Source organism: Pseudomonas sp. MT92 (assembly GCF_058792515.1).
The window spans coordinates 91,705-107,685 of the sequence record NZ_JBXAFA010000005.1 but is presented as its reverse complement, the minus strand read 5'-3'; the positions used below and the strand labels follow the sequence as shown (position 1 = coordinate 107,685).

Here is a 15,981-nt window from a genome sequence, read left to right as displayed (position 1 = left end):
CCTTTCAGTTTCGCGTTATGGCGGGCCGTGTGGCGCGGGCCTCTCGGCTTCCATGTTGATCGAGAATGTTCCGACTTCGAACGCCGCACGGTCCGCCACCCCAATCTGTCGAAGGATTCGTGGCGGCTCCTTTTTCAACATGGAGTCGAACAATGCACAAACACGCGTCAAATCCGTCTGACACTTATCCCAGCTTCATTCCTACCGTCTTCACCCGCCACAACCGTTTCCTCCACGCCTTCATCCAGGACCACCAAGCCTGGTTCTGCGCTCAGGACCTTGGCCGCCTGATGGGTCAACCATTGAACGAACGCCTCGTCCAGAAGCTCGACCCCGATCAGCGTCGCAGCGTTTGCTTGCTCAAGGACGGCAAGGTCGTCGATGCGTTGATGGTCAGCGAATCAGGCATGTACGCGCTGCTGGTTCACCACTTCATCCCGGAAAACCGCCATCTGAGGCAATGGTTGAGCAACGAAGTCGTGCCCATGCTGCGCAATGCGCAGACCACGTCACCGGAAAACCTGCCCAGCCTGAGCGCCTTGAATTGGGCCGGAGTTTCGGTGCCTCTGCTGCATTACCAACATCACGCCTGGGTAAAGTGGCGGGACATGCCTGAGTTGATGCAAGTACAACGACCCTATTCGGTTGCGGGCAGTTGCCACTGAGACTTGAGGCCCTAATGAAAACGGGGCGGACTCAAAAGTCTGCCCTGCTTGCCGAATGGCTACGGCATAGCAGTTTTCGGAAAGACTTGAACGGGAGTCGATAGCAGCGCTCACCCCGATGCCAGTGGGTGCCGGAGCACTCAGCCTCTTTAGAGGCAATCACTCGCAACATTTCCCTTCGTCCACTGCGGCACCACTGACTAGAGTGTCTTTTACCCGAACACGTGGTAACGGTTGACGAACATCGCAGTACACCCTAGGGTGTTTACGTGGTTTACAGCGTATACACTTTGAGGAAAGCCGCCATGGCCTCGCCCGTTCTATCTTTTCGCGTCGAAGAGTTTCTGGCTCAACAATTGGATCAACTGGCAGCAGCTACTGATCGCGATCGTCAATATCACCTCAAGCGCGCACTGGTGCGATACGTGGAAGCTGAGTCTTGGCACCTGCAAGCTATCAGCGAGGGTATAGCCGATGCAGATGCTGGGAAACTCACCGACCTGGACGCCGTGAAGGCTAAGTGGAAAAAACGTGCCGAACGTAGTACTGACTGAAAAAGCGGAAAGCGACCTCGACAATATTCATGACCACTACCGAGACGCTATTGGTGCAGACACCGCCATAAATATCATCTCGACGATTTTGCAGTCCTTTCAACAATTAGAGCTGTTTCCTGGATCAGGCAGACCTTCCGTAATGCCAGATGTGCGAGAACTGGTGCTCGATCGTTATCCCTTCATTGCACCGTATCGATTTGCCAACGGACAAATTCAAGTGTTGCGAGTACTGCATCAGCGAATGGCGCGCTCGCAAGATTGGTAAAAATGGCAATCAGCCGCGACAACCTTGCCGCGACTGAATGCCCCTTTTTTCAAAACCTCGAAACACTGCGCATCGCATCCACCAGATACCTCATCGCAATCCGGTCGCTCTCCGACAATTCGCGATAGCGCTCCACCAGTTTCATCTCTTCGGAATTGAGCCGGCGCCTTCGTCGCCCGCTGCCCAGGCACGGAAAGATTCCCAGCAGTTCGGTGATGCCTTGTACTTTCGACATGGACGATGTCCTTCTCTACGTCAAAGAAAACTTCAGAAACCGCATCGCCCTACCCTTTTCAGCAGCCTTCTCGTGCCGACTGAATCGCACCGGCCCGAAGGGCATAAACCGGTCATGCCCACAGAATAGAAATAATCCGGACGCTGAAAAGCGGTTTTTAGAGTAATTAGTCGAAAAAAGCAGAAATGCCCTCTAAATCAGACGCCACTGTCGGAAATGTTTCCCGACATGTCTTGTTTCATTGCCGCGCTAGCGTCGTGCCATCAATCAATTTTGCTCCGCCATCGAACGGTTTAAGCTATTCGGCATCTGTTTAAAGTCCGTTGTGTTTGGCCGAAGGCATGTCCGAACCCTTATTTCTGATCCAGCACGTGCCAGGAACGGCGCGGGATTGTTCACGACAGGTTGTATTTATGCACCGCAGGAATTTGCTCAAAGCCTCCATGGCCATCGCTGCCTACACCGGTCTGTCCGCCACCGGCCTGCTTGCCGCCCGCGCCTGGGCCGCCACCGGGGCTGCCGATGGTGAAGCCCAGGCCTTCGATTTCGAGTCGCTGAAAGTGCAGGCCAAGCAACTGGCCAGCAATCGCTATCAGGACACCAAGCAAGTGCTGCCACCGACCCTGGCGACCATGACCCCGCAGAATTTCAACGCGATCCGCTACGACGGCAATCATTCGCTGTGGAATGAATTGAACGGTCAGCTGGATGTGCAGTTTTTCCACGTCGGCATGGGTTTCAAGCAGCCGGTGCGCATGTACAGCGTCGATCCGAAAACCCGCATGGCCCGTGAAGTGCATTTCCGTCCGTCGCTGTTCAACTACGAGAACACCACGGTCGATACCAAGCAATTGACCGGAGACCTGGGTTTCTCCGGCTTCAAGCTGTTCAAGGCGCCGGAGCTGGACAAGCACGACGTGGTGTCGTTCCTGGGCGCCAGTTACTTCCGCGCGGTGGACGCCACTGGCCAGTACGGCTTGTCGGCCCGCGGCCTGGCGATCGATACCTACGCCAAAAAGCGTGAAGAATTCCCCGACTTCACCAAGTTCTGGTTCGAGACGCCGGACAAGGACAGCACCCGCTTCGTGGTCTATGCCCTGCTCGACTCGCCGAGCGCCACCGGTGCCTACCGCTTTGACATCGACTGCCAGGCCGAGCGCGTGGTGATGGAGGTCGATGCCAACGTCAATGCACGAACCGCCATCGAACAACTGGGCATTGCACCGATGACCAGCATGTTCAGCTGCGGCACCCACGAACGCCGCATGTGCGACACCATTCACCCGCAGATCCACGACTCCGATCGCCTGGCGATGTGGCGCGGCAACGGCGAGTGGATCTGCCGCCCGCTGAACAACCCGGCCACGCTGCAATTCAACGCCTTCGCCGACAAGGATCCGAAGGGTTTCGGCCTGGTGCAGACCGATCACGAGTTCGCCAGTTATCAGGACACCGTCGATTGGTACAGCCGCCGACCGAGCCTGTGGGTCGAACCGACCACCGCGTGGGGTGAAGGCTCCATCGATCTGCTGGAAATCCCTACGACCGGCGAGACACTCGACAACATCGTCGCGTTCTGGACCCCGAAAAAACCGGTGGCGCCCGGTGATTCGCTGAACTACGGCTACAAGCTCTACTGGAGCGCCCTGCCGCCGGTGGGCACACCACTGGCGCGGGTCAACGCAACACGTTCGGGCATGGGTGGTTTCACCGAAGGCTGGGCACCGGGCGAGCATTACCCGCAAGTCTGGGCCCGACGCTTCGCGGTGGACTTCACCGGTGGCGGCCTGGACCGCTTGCCGGAAGGCGCGGGCATCGAGCCGGTCGTGACCTGCTCGAATGGCCAGGTCAAGGACTTCAACGTGCTGGTGCTCGATGAGATCAAGGGCTACCGCATCACGTTCGACTGGTACCCGACCAACGACAGCGTGGATCCCGTGGAACTGCGCCTGTTCATCCGCACCCATGACCGCACGTTGAGTGAAACCTGGTTATACCAGTACTTCCCGCCAGCGCCGGACAAGCGCAAATACACCTGATCACGGGTTGCGCCCGCGCATCATTCGGTTTTCCGAACGCGACCTGCCGGTCGGTTCGGTTAACCGGATTATTCAACACTGAAAAATGCGAAAAATAAATTTAATCTCCTTATAAATCAATTATTTAACTCATTCAGCCTGGTCTGGCATGAGTCATGCTCTACACTTCTTCGACGAATGCCTGCGGTGCCAACACTCCAGGAGCTCAGGCATCCGCAGCACAAAAGGGCCGATGAACTGGCTCCATAAAAAAAACAATGTCGAGGAAAATTTGATGCGCATCGTTCCCCACATCCTGGGCGCAGCCATTGCTGCCGCTCTGATCAGCACGCCAGTTTTCGCCGCCGAACTCACCGGCACCCTGAAGAAGATCAAAGAGTCCGGTGTGATCACCCTCGGGCATCGCGACGCTTCCATTCCGTTTTCCTACATTGCGGACGCTTCCGGCAAACCGGTTGGCTACTCCCACGATATTCAACTGAAAGTCGTCGAAGCCATCAAAAAAGACCTGGACCTGCCTAACCTGCAAGTCAAATACAACCTGGTCACTTCGCAAACCCGTATCCCGCTGGTGCAGAACGGCACCGTGGACCTGGAGTGCGGTTCCACCACCAACAACGTCGAGCGTCAGCAGCAAGTTGACTTCTCCGTTGGCATCTTCGAAATCGGTACTCGCCTGCTGTCCAAGAAAGGCTCGGCGTACAAGGACTTCGATGACCTCAAAGGCAAGAACGTCGTGACCACCGCCGGTACCACGTCCGAGCGCATCCTCAAGTCGATGAACGCCGACAAGCAAATGGGCATGAACGTCATCTCCGCCAAAGACCACGGCGAATCCTTCCAGATGCTGGAATCGGGCCGTGCCGTCGCGTTCATGATGGACGACGCACTGCTGGCCGGTGAGGCTGCCAAGGCCAAGAAAGCGGATGACTGGGCCGTGACCGGCACTCCACAGTCCTACGAAATCTATGGCTGCATGGTGCGCAAGGGCGACGAGCCGTTCAAGAAAGCCGTGGATGACGCCATCAAGGCCACCTACGCTTCGGGCGAGATCAACAAGATCTACGAAAAATGGTTCATGCAGCCAATCCCGCCTAAAGGCCTGAACCTGAACTTCCCGATGAGCGACGAGCTCAAGGCCCTGATCGCCCATCCGACCGACAAAGCGGCTGACGACAAGAAATCCTGATTTCTGACTAACCTTATCTCCTGAGAGGGCCTCGGCCCTTTCGGGAGGTTGTCATTCCCTGCTGGCATTTCTGGAAACACTCGAACCGGTGGCTGTCGAGCCGATCGTGTGTGCCTGATCGAACTGACCTGTGTGTCACCCGATCGGGCGGGAACGGAGCTTTCCCCAGGCGGGTACTTGTACATCGATCGAATCCGAGGGGAGACCCTAATGAATTACAACTGGGACTGGGGCGTGTTCTTCAAGTCCACCGGCGTGGGCAGCGAGACCTATCTCGACTGGTACATCGCCGGTCTGGGCTGGACCATCGCCATCGCCATCGTGGCCTGGATCATAGCCCTGACACTGGGCTCGATCCTGGGTGTCATGCGTACCGTGCCGAATCGCATCGTATCGGGCATCGCCACCTGCTACGTCGAGCTCTTCCGTAACGTGCCGCTGCTGGTTCAGCTGTTCATCTGGTACTTCCTGGTGCCCGACCTGCTGCCGCAGAACCTGCAAGACTGGTACAAGCAGGACCTGAACCCGACGACTTCGGCCTTCCTCAGCGTCGTTGTCTGCCTGGGCCTGTTCACCACCGCTCGCGTCTGCGAACAAGTGCGTACCGGCATCCAGGCCCTGCCCAAAGGCCAGGAATCCGCGGCTCGCGCCATGGGTTTCAAGCTGCCACAGATCTACTGGAACGTGCTGCTGCCGCAGGCTTACCGGATCATCATTCCGCCGCTCACCTCGGAATTCCTGAACGTCTTCAAGAACACCTCCGTGGCCTCGTTGATCGGCCTGATGGAGCTGCTGGCGCAGACCAAACAGACCGCCGAGTTCTCCGCCAACCTGTTCGAAGCCTTCACCCTGGCAACGCTCATTTACTTCACCCTGAACATGAGCCTGATGTTGCTGATGCGTCTGGTCGAGAAGAAAGTCGCCGTACCGGGCCTGATCTCCGTGGGGGGTAAATAATGGAACTCGACTTCTCGGGCATCATCCCGTCCCTGCCGGGCTTGTGGAACGGCATGATCATGACCCTGCAACTGATGGCGCTGGGCGTCGTCGGCGGGATCATCCTCGGCACCATCCTGGCGCTGTGCCGTCTGTCCCACAGCAAATTGCTGTCGAACCTGGCCGGTGCCTACGTCAACTACTTTCGCTCGATTCCGCTGCTGCTGGTGATCACCTGGTTCTACCTGGCGGTGCCGTTCGTGCTGCGCTGGATCACCGGCGAAGACACCCCGATCGGCGCGTTCGCTTCGTGCATCGTGGCCTTCATGATGTTCGAAGCGGCGTACTTCTGCGAAATCGTCCGGGCCGGCGTGCAGTCGATTCCCAAGGGCCAGATGGGCGCTGCCCAGGCGTTGGGCATGACCTATGGCCAGATGATGCGCCTGATCATCCTGCCGCAGGCGTTCCGCAAGATGACCCCGCTGTTACTGCAGCAGAGCATCATCCTGTTCCAGGACACGTCGCTGGTGTACGCGGTGGGCCTGGTGGACTTCCTCAATGCCTCGCGCGCCAGTGGCGACATCATTGGCCGTTCCAATGAGTTCCTGATCTTCGCAGGTCTCGTGTACTTCATCATCAGCTTTGCCGCCTCGCAGCTGGTCAAGCGTCTGCAAAAAAGGTTTGCCGTATGATCTCTATCAAGAATGTCAACAAGTGGTATGGCGACTTCCAGGTACTGACTGACTGCAGCACCGAGGTCAAAAAAGGCGAAGTGATCGTGGTGTGCGGGCCGTCCGGCTCGGGCAAATCGACCCTGATCAAATGCGTCAACGCCCTGGAACCGTTCCAGAAAGGTGACATCGTGGTCGATGGCACGTCCATCGCCGACCCGAAGACCAACCTGCCGAAACTGCGTTCCCGCGTGGGCATGGTGTTCCAGCACTTCGAGCTGTTCCCGCACCTGACCATCACCGAAAACCTGACCATTGCGCAGATCAAGGTATTGGGCCGCAGCAAGGAAGAAGCCACCAAGAAAGGCCTGCAACTGCTTGAGCGCGTCGGTCTTTCGGCCCACGCCCACAAGCACCCTGGCCAGTTGTCCGGTGGTCAGCAGCAGCGCGTGGCGATTGCCCGGGCGCTGGCGATGGACCCGATCGTCATGCTGTTCGACGAGCCGACCTCGGCACTGGACCCGGAAATGGTCAACGAAGTGCTCGACGTGATGGTGCAACTGGCCCACGAAGGCATGACCATGATGTGCGTGACCCACGAAATGGGCTTCGCCCGCAAGGTCGCTGACCGGGTGATCTTCATGGACGCCGGCAAAATCATCGAAGACTGCAAGAAAGAAGAGTTCTTCGGCGACATCAACCACCGTGCCGAGCGTACGCAGCACTTCCTGAACAAGATTCTGCAGCACTAAAAACCACGCTCGCCTCGCCACCTGTTGGGGCGAGCCTGCTCGCGATGAGTTCAAAGACACCGCGTACATTCAGAATGAACGCGTCATCGTTGACGACCATCGCGAGCAGGCTCGCTCATACAGTGTTCAGGCAAGCGCTGGTTGACCCAAGGCATCTGTGATGAAATGCGACCCCACCCCCTATCGCGCCCCGCCGCCATCACTCGCCGTGAAACCCCGTCTGATTCGTCATTTGTTCCTGCCGCCACTGATCATCGCGCTGATGATCGGATTGGGCTACGTCGGCTTCTGGATCAGTGAGCACTACGGCATTCGCAGCCTGGGCGAGAACGGCCAGCGTCAGCTGGAGTTGCATGCCCGCGCCGTCGAGAGCGAAATCAGCAAATACACCTACCTGCCCAGCCTGCTGGAACTTGAATCCAGTGTCTCGCAGTTGCTGGCCGACCCGACCCCGGAACACCGGCAAACGGTCAATGATTACCTTGAAGGCCTGAACCGGCGCAGCCGCAGTCGGGCCATCTATGTGATGGACACCACCGGTCGCGTCCTGGCCACCAGCAACTGGCGCGATGTCGACAGTTACCTGGGCGAAGACCTGTCCTTCCGGGCCTATTTCCAGAATGCCGTACGCGGCCAGCCGGGGCGCTTCTATGGCATCGGCAGTACCAACGGCGAGCCCGGCTACTACCTGGCCCATGGCCTGGAAGAGCACGGCAAGATCATTGGCGTCGCCGTGGTCAAGGTTCGCCTCGAAGCCATGGAAGAGCGCTGGCAACGGGCGCGCCTGGAAGCCTTCGTCAGCGACGAGAACGGCATCATCATCCTGTCCAGCGACCCGGCGCGGCGGCTCAAATCCGTGGTGCCGCTGAGCGACGAGACCAAGGAAAAACTGGCCCGCAGCCTGCAGTACTACTGGTTCCCGTTGAACGAACTGCAGCCCCTGGCCCGGGAAACCCTGTCCGAAGGCGTGGAAAAACTGACCTTCCCCGCCAACAGCGAGCTGGACTCCGATGAAGAAAACATCAGCTATCTGGCGCAAACCCGGCCGTTAAGCGATACCCCATGGAATTTCACCTTGCTCACGCCGCTGCAGGATCTGCGCCGCGAAGCGATCAATCAGGGCATTCTGGTGGCGGTGGCCTTCGCCCTCGTGGCGTTCCTGCTGATCGCCTGGAATGAACGCCGCAAGGTGATTTCCACACGCCTCGCCGCCCGCGAAGCCTTGCAGGAAGCCAACAATCAACTGGAGCGTCGGATTACCGAACGCACCGTCGACCTGCGTGCCAGCAACGAACGGCTCAAGGGGCAGATCCGCGAACGGCGTCACGCCGAAGAGACCTTGCGCCGCGCCCAGGATGAACTGGTGCAGGCCGGGAAGCTCGCCGCCATCGGCCAGATGTCCACCAGCATCGCCCACGAATTGAACCAACCGCTGGCGGCACTGCGCACCCTGTCCGGCAACACCGTACGCTTTCTGGAGCGCGGTCAGCTGGATGTGGCCAGCACCAACCTCAAGACCATCAATGAACTGATCGACCGCATGGGGCGGATCACCGCGAGCCTGCGCGCCTTCGCCCGACGCGGTGACGACAAGGGCCAGGCGTGCCTCGGCAAAGCCGTGGAGGCCGCCTTGCAGTTGCTCGGCAGTCGCGTGGAAAACGCCCATCTGCAACTGCACCGCCATTTCGACGACGTACAACTGCAGATCGACCAGACGCGCCTGGAGCAGATTCTGGTCAACCTGATCGGCAACGCCCTCGATGCCATGCAGGCGCAACCGCAACCCGAGTTGTGGCTCGAGGGTGAAGTGTTCGAAGGCAAGTATCGACTGCGCGTCAGGGACAACGGCCATGGCATCGACGCCGAAGCGCGCAAGCACTTGTTCGAACCCTTCTTCACCACCAAACCCGGTGAACAAGGGCTGGGCCTGGGCCTGACCCTTTCCGCGAGCCTGGCCGCCGCCACCGGCGGCCACCTGGGCGTCGAACACCCCGCCAGCGGTGGTACCGCTTTCGTCCTCGGTTTACCGTTGGTAAGCCCCACTCCCGCCGAGCCCATATGAACAACGACCTTAGTGTGCTGATCGTCGAAGACGACCCCCATGTGCTGCTCGGCTGCCAGCAGGCGCTGACCCTGGAAGACATTCCCTGTATCGGCGTAGGCAGCGCCGAAGAAGCCCTGGAGCGGGTCGGCGACAATTTTGCCGGCATCGTCATCAGCGACATTCGCCTGCCGGGCATCGATGGCCTGGAACTGTTGAACCGGCTCAAGGCCCGCGACCGCAGCCTGCCGGTGGTGCTGATCACCGGCCACGGCGACATCTCCATGGCCGTGGGCGCGATGCAGAAAGGCGCCTATGACTTCATGGAAAAACCCTTTTCCCCGGAGCGTCTGGTGGACGTAGCCCGCCGCGCCCTGGAACAACGCAGCCTGGCGCGGGAGGTCACGTCGTTGCGTCGGCAACTGGCCGAACGCGATTCCCTCGAAGGCCGGATCATCGGTCGCTCGCCGGCCATGCAGAATCTGCGCGAGTTGATCGCCAACGTCGCCGATACCTCGGCCAACGTGCTGATCGAAGGCGAAACCGGCACCGGCAAGGAACTGGTTGCCCGTTGCCTGCATGATTTCAGCCGCCGACACAGCAAACAGTTCGTCGCCTTGAACTGTGGCGGCCTGCCGGAAAACCTCTTCGAAAGTGAAATTTTCGGTCACGAAGCCAACGCCTTCACCGGCGCGGGCAAGCGGCGCATCGGCAAGATCGAGCACGCCGACGGCGGCACGCTGTTCCTCGACGAAGTGGAAAGCATGCCCCTGCCCTTGCAGATCAAACTGCTGCGCGTGTTGCAGGAGCGCACCCTCGAACGACTCGGTTCGAACCAGAGCGTGGCGGTCGATTGCCGGGTGATCGCCGCGACCAAGTCGGACCTCGTCGAGTCGAGCAAGGCCGGCGAATTCCGCAGCGACCTGTATTACCGCCTCAACGTGGTCACCCTGGAACTGCCACCGCTGCGCGAACGTCGCGAAGACATCCTGCAATTGTTCGAGCATTTCCTTCAGCAGTCGTCCCTGCGCTTTGACCGTGCCGCGCCGGAACTGGATAACCAGACCCTGTCGAACCTGATGAGCCACGACTGGCCGGGCAACGTGCGCGAACTGCGCAACGTTGCCGAACGCTTTGCCCTGGGTCTGCCGGCCTTCAAGAAAACCGGCGCCAGCGCCGGCAATCAGGGCCTGGCCTTTGCCGAAGCGGTGGAAGCCTTCGAACGCAACCTGCTCAGCGATGCCTTGCAACGCAGCGGCGGCAACCTGACCCAGGCCAGCCAGGAACTGGGCATGGCCAAGACCACCTTGTTCGACAAAGTGAAGAAGTACGGGTTGAGCCACTGATGGACTTGATACTCAAGGCGACCCTGGGCGCGGCGGTGGTGGTCATCCTCGCTGCGCTGGCCAAGACCAGAAACTATTACATCGCCGGTCTGGTGCCGCTGTTTCCCACTTTTGCCCTGATCGCCCATTACATCGTCGGCAAGGGCCGTTCCCTGGAAGACCTTAAGACCACCATCCTGTTTGGCATGTGGTCGATCATTCCGTATTTCGTCTACCTGGCCACGCTCTACGTGATGGTGGACCGGATGCGCCTGGAGGCTTCTCTCGCGGTGGCCGCAGTCGCCTGGTTGATGGCGGCGGCCGTGGTTGTCTCGGTCTGGGTTCGCCTGCACACCTGACTTCCCCCTTTGTGGGTTTGGCCCATCCCTTGCATTTACCCTCAAAAGCCCTCTCGGCCGGCCTTCAGGCTGGATGAACCTGCGGGGGCGACCGCCAAAGGGTAAATCCTGACTGTGAACATCGTTATTGCAAACCGAAAGGCGCCACGCCCATGACCTTCACTGTAATCGTGCTGGTGGCGTGTTCCATTGTGATGGACGTCATTGGCCAGCTCTGTTTCAAACTCGGCCTGGACCGATTGCCGGAGCTCGAAGGCGGGTTTCGCCTGAATGCGTTCTGGGGCCAGGTGTTCAACGCGCCGCTGCTGTGGTGCGGGATCGGCGCCTTTGTGGTCGAGTTTCTGGTCTGGCTCGAAGCCCTGTCCCGGGCGCCGCTGAGCCTGCTGTTTCCGGCGGCGGCGCTGGCTTACTGCGGCGTGGTGCTGGCGAGCAGAGTGATCCTCGGTGAAACCGTCAGTCGCCGTCGCTGGGCAGGTACGCTGGTGATCTCGGCGGGCGTGATGCTCGTGTGTGTCGCTCATGGATGAGGGTCAATCGATGATCGACAGCAAGACGGGCTGGCTGCACGAACGGCTCGGCACCCTCGTTCTCTGGGCCTTGCTGATCGGCTTCGAAAGCGCTGGCCAGATCGCCAGCAAAGTCGGCGGCGATCAACTCGGGCAGATGGACTTCACCCTGCAATGGCTGTTGGCCGTGGCCGACAATCCCGGGGTGTGGGTGGCGATCGCCTGCTACATCGGCGCGTTCTTCGTCTGGATGCTGATTCTGCGACGCAGCAGCCTGTCCCTGGCGTTCCCCCTCAGTTCACTGGTGTTTGTCGGAGTACTGCTGGGGTCATGGCTGGGGCTGGGAGAACAGATCAGCGTGCTGCACTGGGTGGGTGTGGCGGTGATCATGGGCGGGGTGGCGTTGCTGGCCGAGGGTGAGCAAACCTGAAGCTACCGCGACGTTTGTGGCGAGGGCGCTGACTCCCTCGCCACACCCTCTCATTTGAACTTGTAGGCAATCGCCACCTGCGCTTCACCCTGGTTGGTATCGCCAACGGCTTTGACAATGCTGCTGTCCGCCGCCGAACCCGTCAGGTGGATCCAGCTCGCGCTGGTCAGCAGCGACCAATGGGGCGCCAACGGGAACTCGAAACTCTGGGTCAGCGCCACGTTCTGCAACCCGCCGCCGGCGTTGTAGCGACGAATCCCCGAAGCCTGTGACTCGTCACTGCTGACGCCGAAGTAGGTCTGGGTTTGTCGGGCATCGGTGAAATGCGCGGTCAGGTTCGTGCTGCCGATCACCCCGCCACCCAGCGGATAACCCACCTCGCCACCGACCCTTCCCAGCACCCCACCCTGCCCGCTGCCGCCGCCCACTGCCTGGCCGACCGAGGCAAACACCCGCCAGAAGTCGGCCGGTGCGTACTGCACGAACCCGCCCACCTCGGCCATGTCCGGCACATCGCGCAAGCCGCGCAAGGTCCCGTTCGCGGTTCGGCCCGGCAGGTAGTTCGCATAAGGCCCGGCGCTGAAACCGTTGGCCTTGAAGGCACTCCAGGTCAGCCCGTCGTCAGTGCCGAGACTGACATCGCCCCAGTCCAGATCGAGGTACGGCACGGGTCGGGTTTCGTATCGACTGCCGGTCGGATCATGGGGTTCATAGCTCAGGCCCAGCCCGGCTTCGCCGGTGAGGCCATCAGCGTTGGCGTTGATGGAAAGACAGGTCAGCGCGGTAAAGAGCGCAACGGTAATCCTCGACATGAGGTCATTCCTTATACGGTACATGCGCGCATCAATCCCTGAATCGATGCCATCAGGCAAGCACTCATGTTGTTTGTAGCGACCTACAAAAATTGTAGCTTCACCAACGCGAACACAGGCCGGAACCCCAGCCCCGCTGGGCCGGACGTGATTGGCACAGTCCCTGCTCTACCCCGTTGGCAAGCGCAAACAGCGCGAAACGCTCAATAGGTACAACAGATGATTGACTGGCATATCGTGTGTGATTTCGACGGGACCATCACCCGCACCGACGTGATCGACAGCATCCTCCAACGATTCGCCGACCCCAGCTGGGAAACGATCGAAGAGGAGTGGCTGGCAGGCGACATCGGTTCCCGTGAATGCCTCAGTCGCCAGCTCGCACTGGTCAAGGCCACCCCGACCGAACTGCTCGGGTTCTTCGACGGCATCGACATCGACCCGGACTTTCCTGACTTCGTCGACCACGTCATCGGCCTCGGCGCGTCCCTTGAAGTGGTCAGCGACGGCATCGAACAAGGCATCGCGCGCATCCTGGCGCGCCACTACGTCAGCCTCCTGCCGATCCTTGCCAACCGCTTGCGTCAGGTCGATCACGACAGCTGGCGCATCGACTTCCCGTACGCCAACGATGCCTGCCGCGCCGCTGCCGGCAACTGCAAATGCAAATCCACGCCCAAGGCCAAGCGCGTGCTGGTGATCGGTGACGGCCAGTCCGACATGTGCGTGGCCGCCACCGCCGATTTCGTGTTCGCCAAGGATCGCCTGGCCGAGCACTGCGAGCGCAACGGCATTGCCTTTGCGCGCTTCGACAGCTTCGCCGAACTGCCGGCCCTGTTGGCCCTTTTACCCAACGCCAACGCCGCCAACGCCACCTCTTTCAACGCAGAAACACAGGAACTTTTCCACCATGTCTGATATTCGAATCGCCACCGCCGAAGACCAAATCCTGCTGGAAAAGGAAGCCAAGTATTGCTCCTACGGCGACACCGTTCACTACATCGAGCCGCCGCGCATTTTCAGTCGCTGCGAAGGCTCGTACGTCTGGGACACCAGTGACCAGGCTTATCTCGACCTGCAAATGTGGTACTCGGCGGTCAACTTCGGTTACGCCAACCCGCGCCTGAACAATGCGCTGAAACAACAGATCGACACCCTGCCGCAGATCGCCAGCCAATACCTGCACAAAGGCAAGATCGAGCTCTCGGAAATGATCGCCGTGGACGCCAAGAAGAAGTTCGGCCTCGACGGTCGCGTGCACTTCAACGTCGGCGGCTCGCAGTCCATCGAGGACTCGTTGAAAGTCGTGCGCAACGCCACCAACGGCAAGAGCCTGATGTTCGCCTTCGAAGGCGGTTATCACGGCCGTACCCTCGGCGCCTCGTCGATCACCTCCAGCTATCGCTATCGCCGCCGTTACGGTCACTTCGGCGAGCGCGCCAATTTCATTCCGTTCCCGTACCACTTCCGTGGCCCCAAGGGCATGACCAAGGAAGAGTACGGCAGCCACTGCGTGCAGCAATTCGCCCGCTTGTTCGAGACCGAATACAACGGCGTCTGGGACCCGAAAGTCGGCCAGAGCGAATACGCCGCGTTCTACGTCGAACCGATCCAGGGCACCGGCGGCTACGTGATCCCGCCGATGAACTTCTACAGCGAACTCAAGCACGTGCTGGACCAGCACGGCATTTTGATGGTGGTCGACGAAATCCAGATGGGCTTCTACCGTACCGGCAAGTTGTGGTCGATCGAGCACTTCGACGTCAAACCGGACGTGATCGTCTTCGGCAAGGCCTTGACCAACGGTCTCAATCCGCTGGGCGGCATCTGGGCCAGGGAAGAGTTGATCAACCCTAAAGTCTTCCCGCCGGGCTCCACCCACTCGACCTTTGCCTCCAACCCCCTGGGCACGGCGGTGGGTCTGGAAATGTTCAAGATGACCAGCGAAGTCGACTACGGCGCGATGGTCATGAACAAGGGCAAGTACTTCCTCGAAGGCCTGAAAGATTTGCAGAAACGCTACCCGATCATCGGCGACGTCGATGGCCTGGGCCTGGCCCTGCGCTGCGAAATCTGTGGCCCGGACGGCTTCACGCCGGACAAGGCGACCCTGGATTTCATGGTCGAAGAAGGCATGAAGGGCGACATCGAAATCGACGGCAAACGCCTGGGCCTGATCCTCGACGTCGGCGGTTACTACAAAAACGTGATCACCCTGGCCCCATCGCTGGAAATCAGCTACCCGGAAATCGACCTCGGCATCGCCCTGCTCGATCGCCTGCTGCACCGAGCGATGAAACGATGAACGCGACGGTTTCACCGGATGCGATTGACATGGGCGAAGGCCGCGCCGGGTTTGTCCTCGGCAGCGGCGAGGTCGCGGTGTTGTTGATCCACGGCCTCACCGGCACCCCGACGGAACTGCGTCGGGTGGCCATGGGCCTGGCGAAAGCCGGGCACACGGTCTATGTGCCGACCCTGGCCGGCCACTGCGGGGGCAACGCCGACCTGCAAGCCACCGGCTGGCGTGACTGGTACGAAAGCGCCCGCAACACCTTCGTCGGTATACGACGCAAGCATGAGCGCGTGTTCGTCGGCGGCTTGTCGATGGGCGCGGTACTGTCGATGTACCTGGCCGCCGAACACCCCGGGCAAATCGAAGGCTTGATGCTGTACTCCACCACCCTGCGCTACGACGGCTGGAGCATCAACAAACTGGCGTTCCTCACGCCGCTGCTGATGAGAATCCCGTTCGGCGTGCACCTGTGCAGCTTCGAAGAAAAACCGCCCTATGGCATCAAGAATGAACGCCTGCGAGCGATCGTCGAGCGCCAGATGAAAGAAGGCGAAAGCAGCCAGGCCGGTTTGCTGACCATGGAAGGCGTGACCGTGCGCGAACTGCACCGACTCAACGCAGTGGTGAAAAAGCGCATGCCGTCGATCACCACACCCACGTTGGTTCTGCACTCCCTGGAGGACGACATCACCAGCCGCTGGAACGCCGACTATGTCGAACGCAAGCTCGGCGGGCCGGTGGTCAAGGTCATGCTGGACGACTGCTATCACATGATCACCGTCGACCTGCAATACCACCGGGTGATTGAACTGAGCGTCGACTTCATCCAGCGGCGCTTCATCCAGCAAATCTCCGAGCCACAGCCCCTGCCACAGGACCATCGGCAACTGGCCTGACCCCCCT

Annotated in this window: 18 protein-coding genes; 16 read left to right on the top strand and 2 right to left on the bottom strand. The window is 59.9% G+C overall.

All coding sequences use genetic code 11. The annotated features are described in order from the left end of the window. The first annotated feature begins 152 nt into the window (after positions 1-152). The 3 genes from AC1Q6D_RS10870 to AC1Q6D_RS10860 all read left to right on the top strand — a co-directional run bounded on the left by AC1Q6D_RS10870 (position 153) and on the right by AC1Q6D_RS10860 (position 1,487). The gene (locus AC1Q6D_RS10870; protein WP_103403653.1) at positions 153-665 is read left to right on the top strand and encodes a BRO-N domain-containing protein; all 513 of its coding nucleotides are present in this window, start codon (positions 153-155) and stop codon (positions 663-665) included. A 305-nt stretch (positions 666-970) separates the two neighbouring features. After that, positions 971-1,219, top strand: coding sequence for a CopG family ribbon-helix-helix protein (locus tag AC1Q6D_RS10865; RefSeq protein WP_103403654.1), 249 nt, complete (start codon positions 971-973; stop codon positions 1,217-1,219). Next, a complete protein-coding gene (locus AC1Q6D_RS10860) occupies positions 1,197-1,487 on the top strand; it encodes a type II toxin-antitoxin system RelE/ParE family toxin (RefSeq protein WP_103403655.1) in 291 nt (96 codons plus the stop codon). Before AC1Q6D_RS10865 ends, AC1Q6D_RS10860 begins: the two co-directional genes overlap by 23 nt. Before the next feature lie 49 nt (positions 1,488-1,536). Here AC1Q6D_RS10860 and AC1Q6D_RS10855 read toward each other — a convergent pair whose 3' ends face one another. Beyond that, a complete protein-coding gene (locus tag AC1Q6D_RS10855; RefSeq protein ID WP_047538299.1) occupies positions 1,537-1,722 on the bottom strand; it encodes a hypothetical protein in 186 nt (61 codons plus the stop codon). Positions 1,723-2,135: 413 nt separating this feature from the next. On the opposite strand from AC1Q6D_RS10855, the gene AC1Q6D_RS10850 reads away from it, so the two are divergent. The 10 genes from AC1Q6D_RS10850 to AC1Q6D_RS10805 all read left to right on the top strand — a co-directional run bounded on the left by AC1Q6D_RS10850 (position 2,136) and on the right by AC1Q6D_RS10805 (position 11,970). Next, positions 2,136-3,761 (top strand): glucan biosynthesis protein D, encoded by a 1,626-nt coding sequence (locus AC1Q6D_RS10850; protein ID WP_103403656.1) that lies wholly within the window; start codon positions 2,136-2,138, stop codon positions 3,759-3,761. A 274-nt stretch (positions 3,762-4,035) separates the two neighbouring features. Further along, a complete protein-coding gene (locus AC1Q6D_RS10845; protein WP_047538293.1) occupies positions 4,036-4,950 on the top strand; it encodes a glutamate/aspartate ABC transporter substrate-binding protein in 915 nt (304 codons plus the stop codon). Between the two features lie 210 nt (positions 4,951-5,160). Then, positions 5,161-5,907 (top strand): amino acid ABC transporter permease, encoded by a 747-nt coding sequence (locus AC1Q6D_RS10840; protein WP_047538290.1) that lies wholly within the window; start codon positions 5,161-5,163, stop codon positions 5,905-5,907. Then, positions 5,907-6,578 carry an amino acid ABC transporter permease gene (locus AC1Q6D_RS10835; protein ID WP_103403657.1) on the top strand — a complete coding sequence of 224 codons (672 nt, stop codon included), beginning with the start codon at positions 5,907-5,909 and terminating at the stop codon, positions 6,576-6,578. Before AC1Q6D_RS10840 ends, AC1Q6D_RS10835 begins: the two co-directional genes overlap by 1 nt. Further along, a complete protein-coding gene (locus tag AC1Q6D_RS10830; RefSeq protein WP_090316758.1) occupies positions 6,575-7,309 on the top strand; it encodes an amino acid ABC transporter ATP-binding protein in 735 nt (244 codons plus the stop codon). The genes AC1Q6D_RS10835 and AC1Q6D_RS10830 overlap by 4 nt, the downstream gene beginning before the upstream one ends. Positions 7,310-7,469: 160 nt before the next feature. Next, positions 7,470-9,371, top strand: coding sequence for a two-component sensor histidine kinase AauS (gene aauS / locus AC1Q6D_RS10825; protein WP_103403658.1), 1,902 nt, complete (start codon positions 7,470-7,472; stop codon positions 9,369-9,371). Further along, entirely contained in the window at positions 9,368-10,696 is a 1,329-nt protein-coding gene (gene aauR, locus AC1Q6D_RS10820) for a two-component response regulator AauR (protein WP_103403659.1), read from the top strand. The genes aauS and aauR overlap by 4 nt, the downstream gene beginning before the upstream one ends. An 8-nt stretch (positions 10,697-10,704) precedes the next feature. Next, positions 10,705-11,034, top strand: a complete 330-nt coding sequence (locus AC1Q6D_RS10815; protein ID WP_178083114.1) for a GlpM family protein — start codon at positions 10,705-10,707, stop codon at positions 11,032-11,034. A gap of 152 nt (positions 11,035-11,186) precedes the next feature. Further along, positions 11,187-11,561 (top strand): DMT family transporter, encoded by a 375-nt coding sequence (locus AC1Q6D_RS10810; protein ID WP_103403661.1) that lies wholly within the window; start codon positions 11,187-11,189, stop codon positions 11,559-11,561. Between the two features lie 10 nt (positions 11,562-11,571). Then, entirely contained in the window at positions 11,572-11,970 is a 399-nt protein-coding gene (locus AC1Q6D_RS10805; protein WP_103403662.1) for a DMT family transporter, read from the top strand. A 50-nt stretch (positions 11,971-12,020) separates the two neighbouring features. Here the strand turns inward: AC1Q6D_RS10805 and AC1Q6D_RS10800 are convergent, their stop codons facing one another. Further along, complete coding sequence (locus tag AC1Q6D_RS10800) at positions 12,021-12,782, bottom strand: MipA/OmpV family protein (protein ID WP_492618464.1); 762 nt, start codon at positions 12,780-12,782, stop codon at positions 12,021-12,023. Positions 12,783-13,001: 219 nt separating this feature from the next. On the opposite strand from AC1Q6D_RS10800, the gene AC1Q6D_RS10795 reads away from it, so the two are divergent. From AC1Q6D_RS10795 to AC1Q6D_RS10785, 3 genes are read left to right on the top strand one after another with little or no spacing between them, the layout of a single operon-like run. Beyond that, positions 13,002-13,700 carry an HAD-IB family phosphatase gene (locus AC1Q6D_RS10795; protein ID WP_047538266.1) on the top strand — a complete coding sequence of 233 codons (699 nt, stop codon included), beginning with the start codon at positions 13,002-13,004 and terminating at the stop codon, positions 13,698-13,700. Then, positions 13,693-15,087: an aspartate aminotransferase family protein gene (locus tag AC1Q6D_RS10790; protein WP_047538263.1), complete on the top strand. Its 1,395-nt coding sequence runs from the start codon at positions 13,693-13,695 to the stop codon at positions 15,085-15,087. Before AC1Q6D_RS10795 ends, AC1Q6D_RS10790 begins: the two co-directional genes overlap by 8 nt. Continuing rightward, positions 15,084-15,974, top strand: coding sequence for an alpha/beta hydrolase (locus AC1Q6D_RS10785; protein ID WP_047538260.1), 891 nt, complete (start codon positions 15,084-15,086; stop codon positions 15,972-15,974). Before AC1Q6D_RS10790 ends, AC1Q6D_RS10785 begins: the two co-directional genes overlap by 4 nt. The last annotated feature ends 7 nt before the right edge of the window (positions 15,975-15,981 follow it).

Coding starts and splice junctions, on each gene's coding strand:
- AC1Q6D_RS10870 (WP_103403653.1), top strand. CDS start 153: ATGCACAAACACGCGTCAAATCCGTCTGACACTTATCCCAGCTTCATT.
- AC1Q6D_RS10865 (WP_103403654.1), top strand. CDS start 971: ATGGCCTCGCCCGTTCTATCTTTTCGCGTCGAAGAGTTTCTGGCTCAA.
- AC1Q6D_RS10855 (WP_047538299.1), bottom strand. CDS start 1,722: ATGTCGAAAGTACAAGGCATCACCGAACTGCTGGGAATCTTTCCGTGC.
- AC1Q6D_RS10850 (WP_103403656.1), top strand. CDS start 2,136: ATGCACCGCAGGAATTTGCTCAAAGCCTCCATGGCCATCGCTGCCTAC.
- AC1Q6D_RS10845 (WP_047538293.1), top strand. CDS start 4,036: ATGCGCATCGTTCCCCACATCCTGGGCGCAGCCATTGCTGCCGCTCTG.
- AC1Q6D_RS10840 (WP_047538290.1), top strand. CDS start 5,161: ATGAATTACAACTGGGACTGGGGCGTGTTCTTCAAGTCCACCGGCGTG.
- AC1Q6D_RS10835 (WP_103403657.1), top strand. CDS start 5,907: ATGGAACTCGACTTCTCGGGCATCATCCCGTCCCTGCCGGGCTTGTGG.
- AC1Q6D_RS10830 (WP_090316758.1), top strand. CDS start 6,575: ATGATCTCTATCAAGAATGTCAACAAGTGGTATGGCGACTTCCAGGTA.
- aauS (WP_103403658.1), top strand. CDS start 7,470: ATGAAATGCGACCCCACCCCCTATCGCGCCCCGCCGCCATCACTCGCC.
- aauR (WP_103403659.1), top strand. CDS start 9,368: ATGAACAACGACCTTAGTGTGCTGATCGTCGAAGACGACCCCCATGTG.
- AC1Q6D_RS10810 (WP_103403661.1), top strand. CDS start 11,187: ATGACCTTCACTGTAATCGTGCTGGTGGCGTGTTCCATTGTGATGGAC.
- AC1Q6D_RS10805 (WP_103403662.1), top strand. CDS start 11,572: ATGATCGACAGCAAGACGGGCTGGCTGCACGAACGGCTCGGCACCCTC.
- AC1Q6D_RS10800 (WP_492618464.1), bottom strand. CDS start 12,782: ATGTCGAGGATTACCGTTGCGCTCTTTACCGCGCTGACCTGTCTTTCC.
- AC1Q6D_RS10795 (WP_047538266.1), top strand. CDS start 13,002: ATGATTGACTGGCATATCGTGTGTGATTTCGACGGGACCATCACCCGC.
- AC1Q6D_RS10790 (WP_047538263.1), top strand. CDS start 13,693: ATGTCTGATATTCGAATCGCCACCGCCGAAGACCAAATCCTGCTGGAA.
- AC1Q6D_RS10785 (WP_047538260.1), top strand. CDS start 15,084: ATGAACGCGACGGTTTCACCGGATGCGATTGACATGGGCGAAGGCCGC.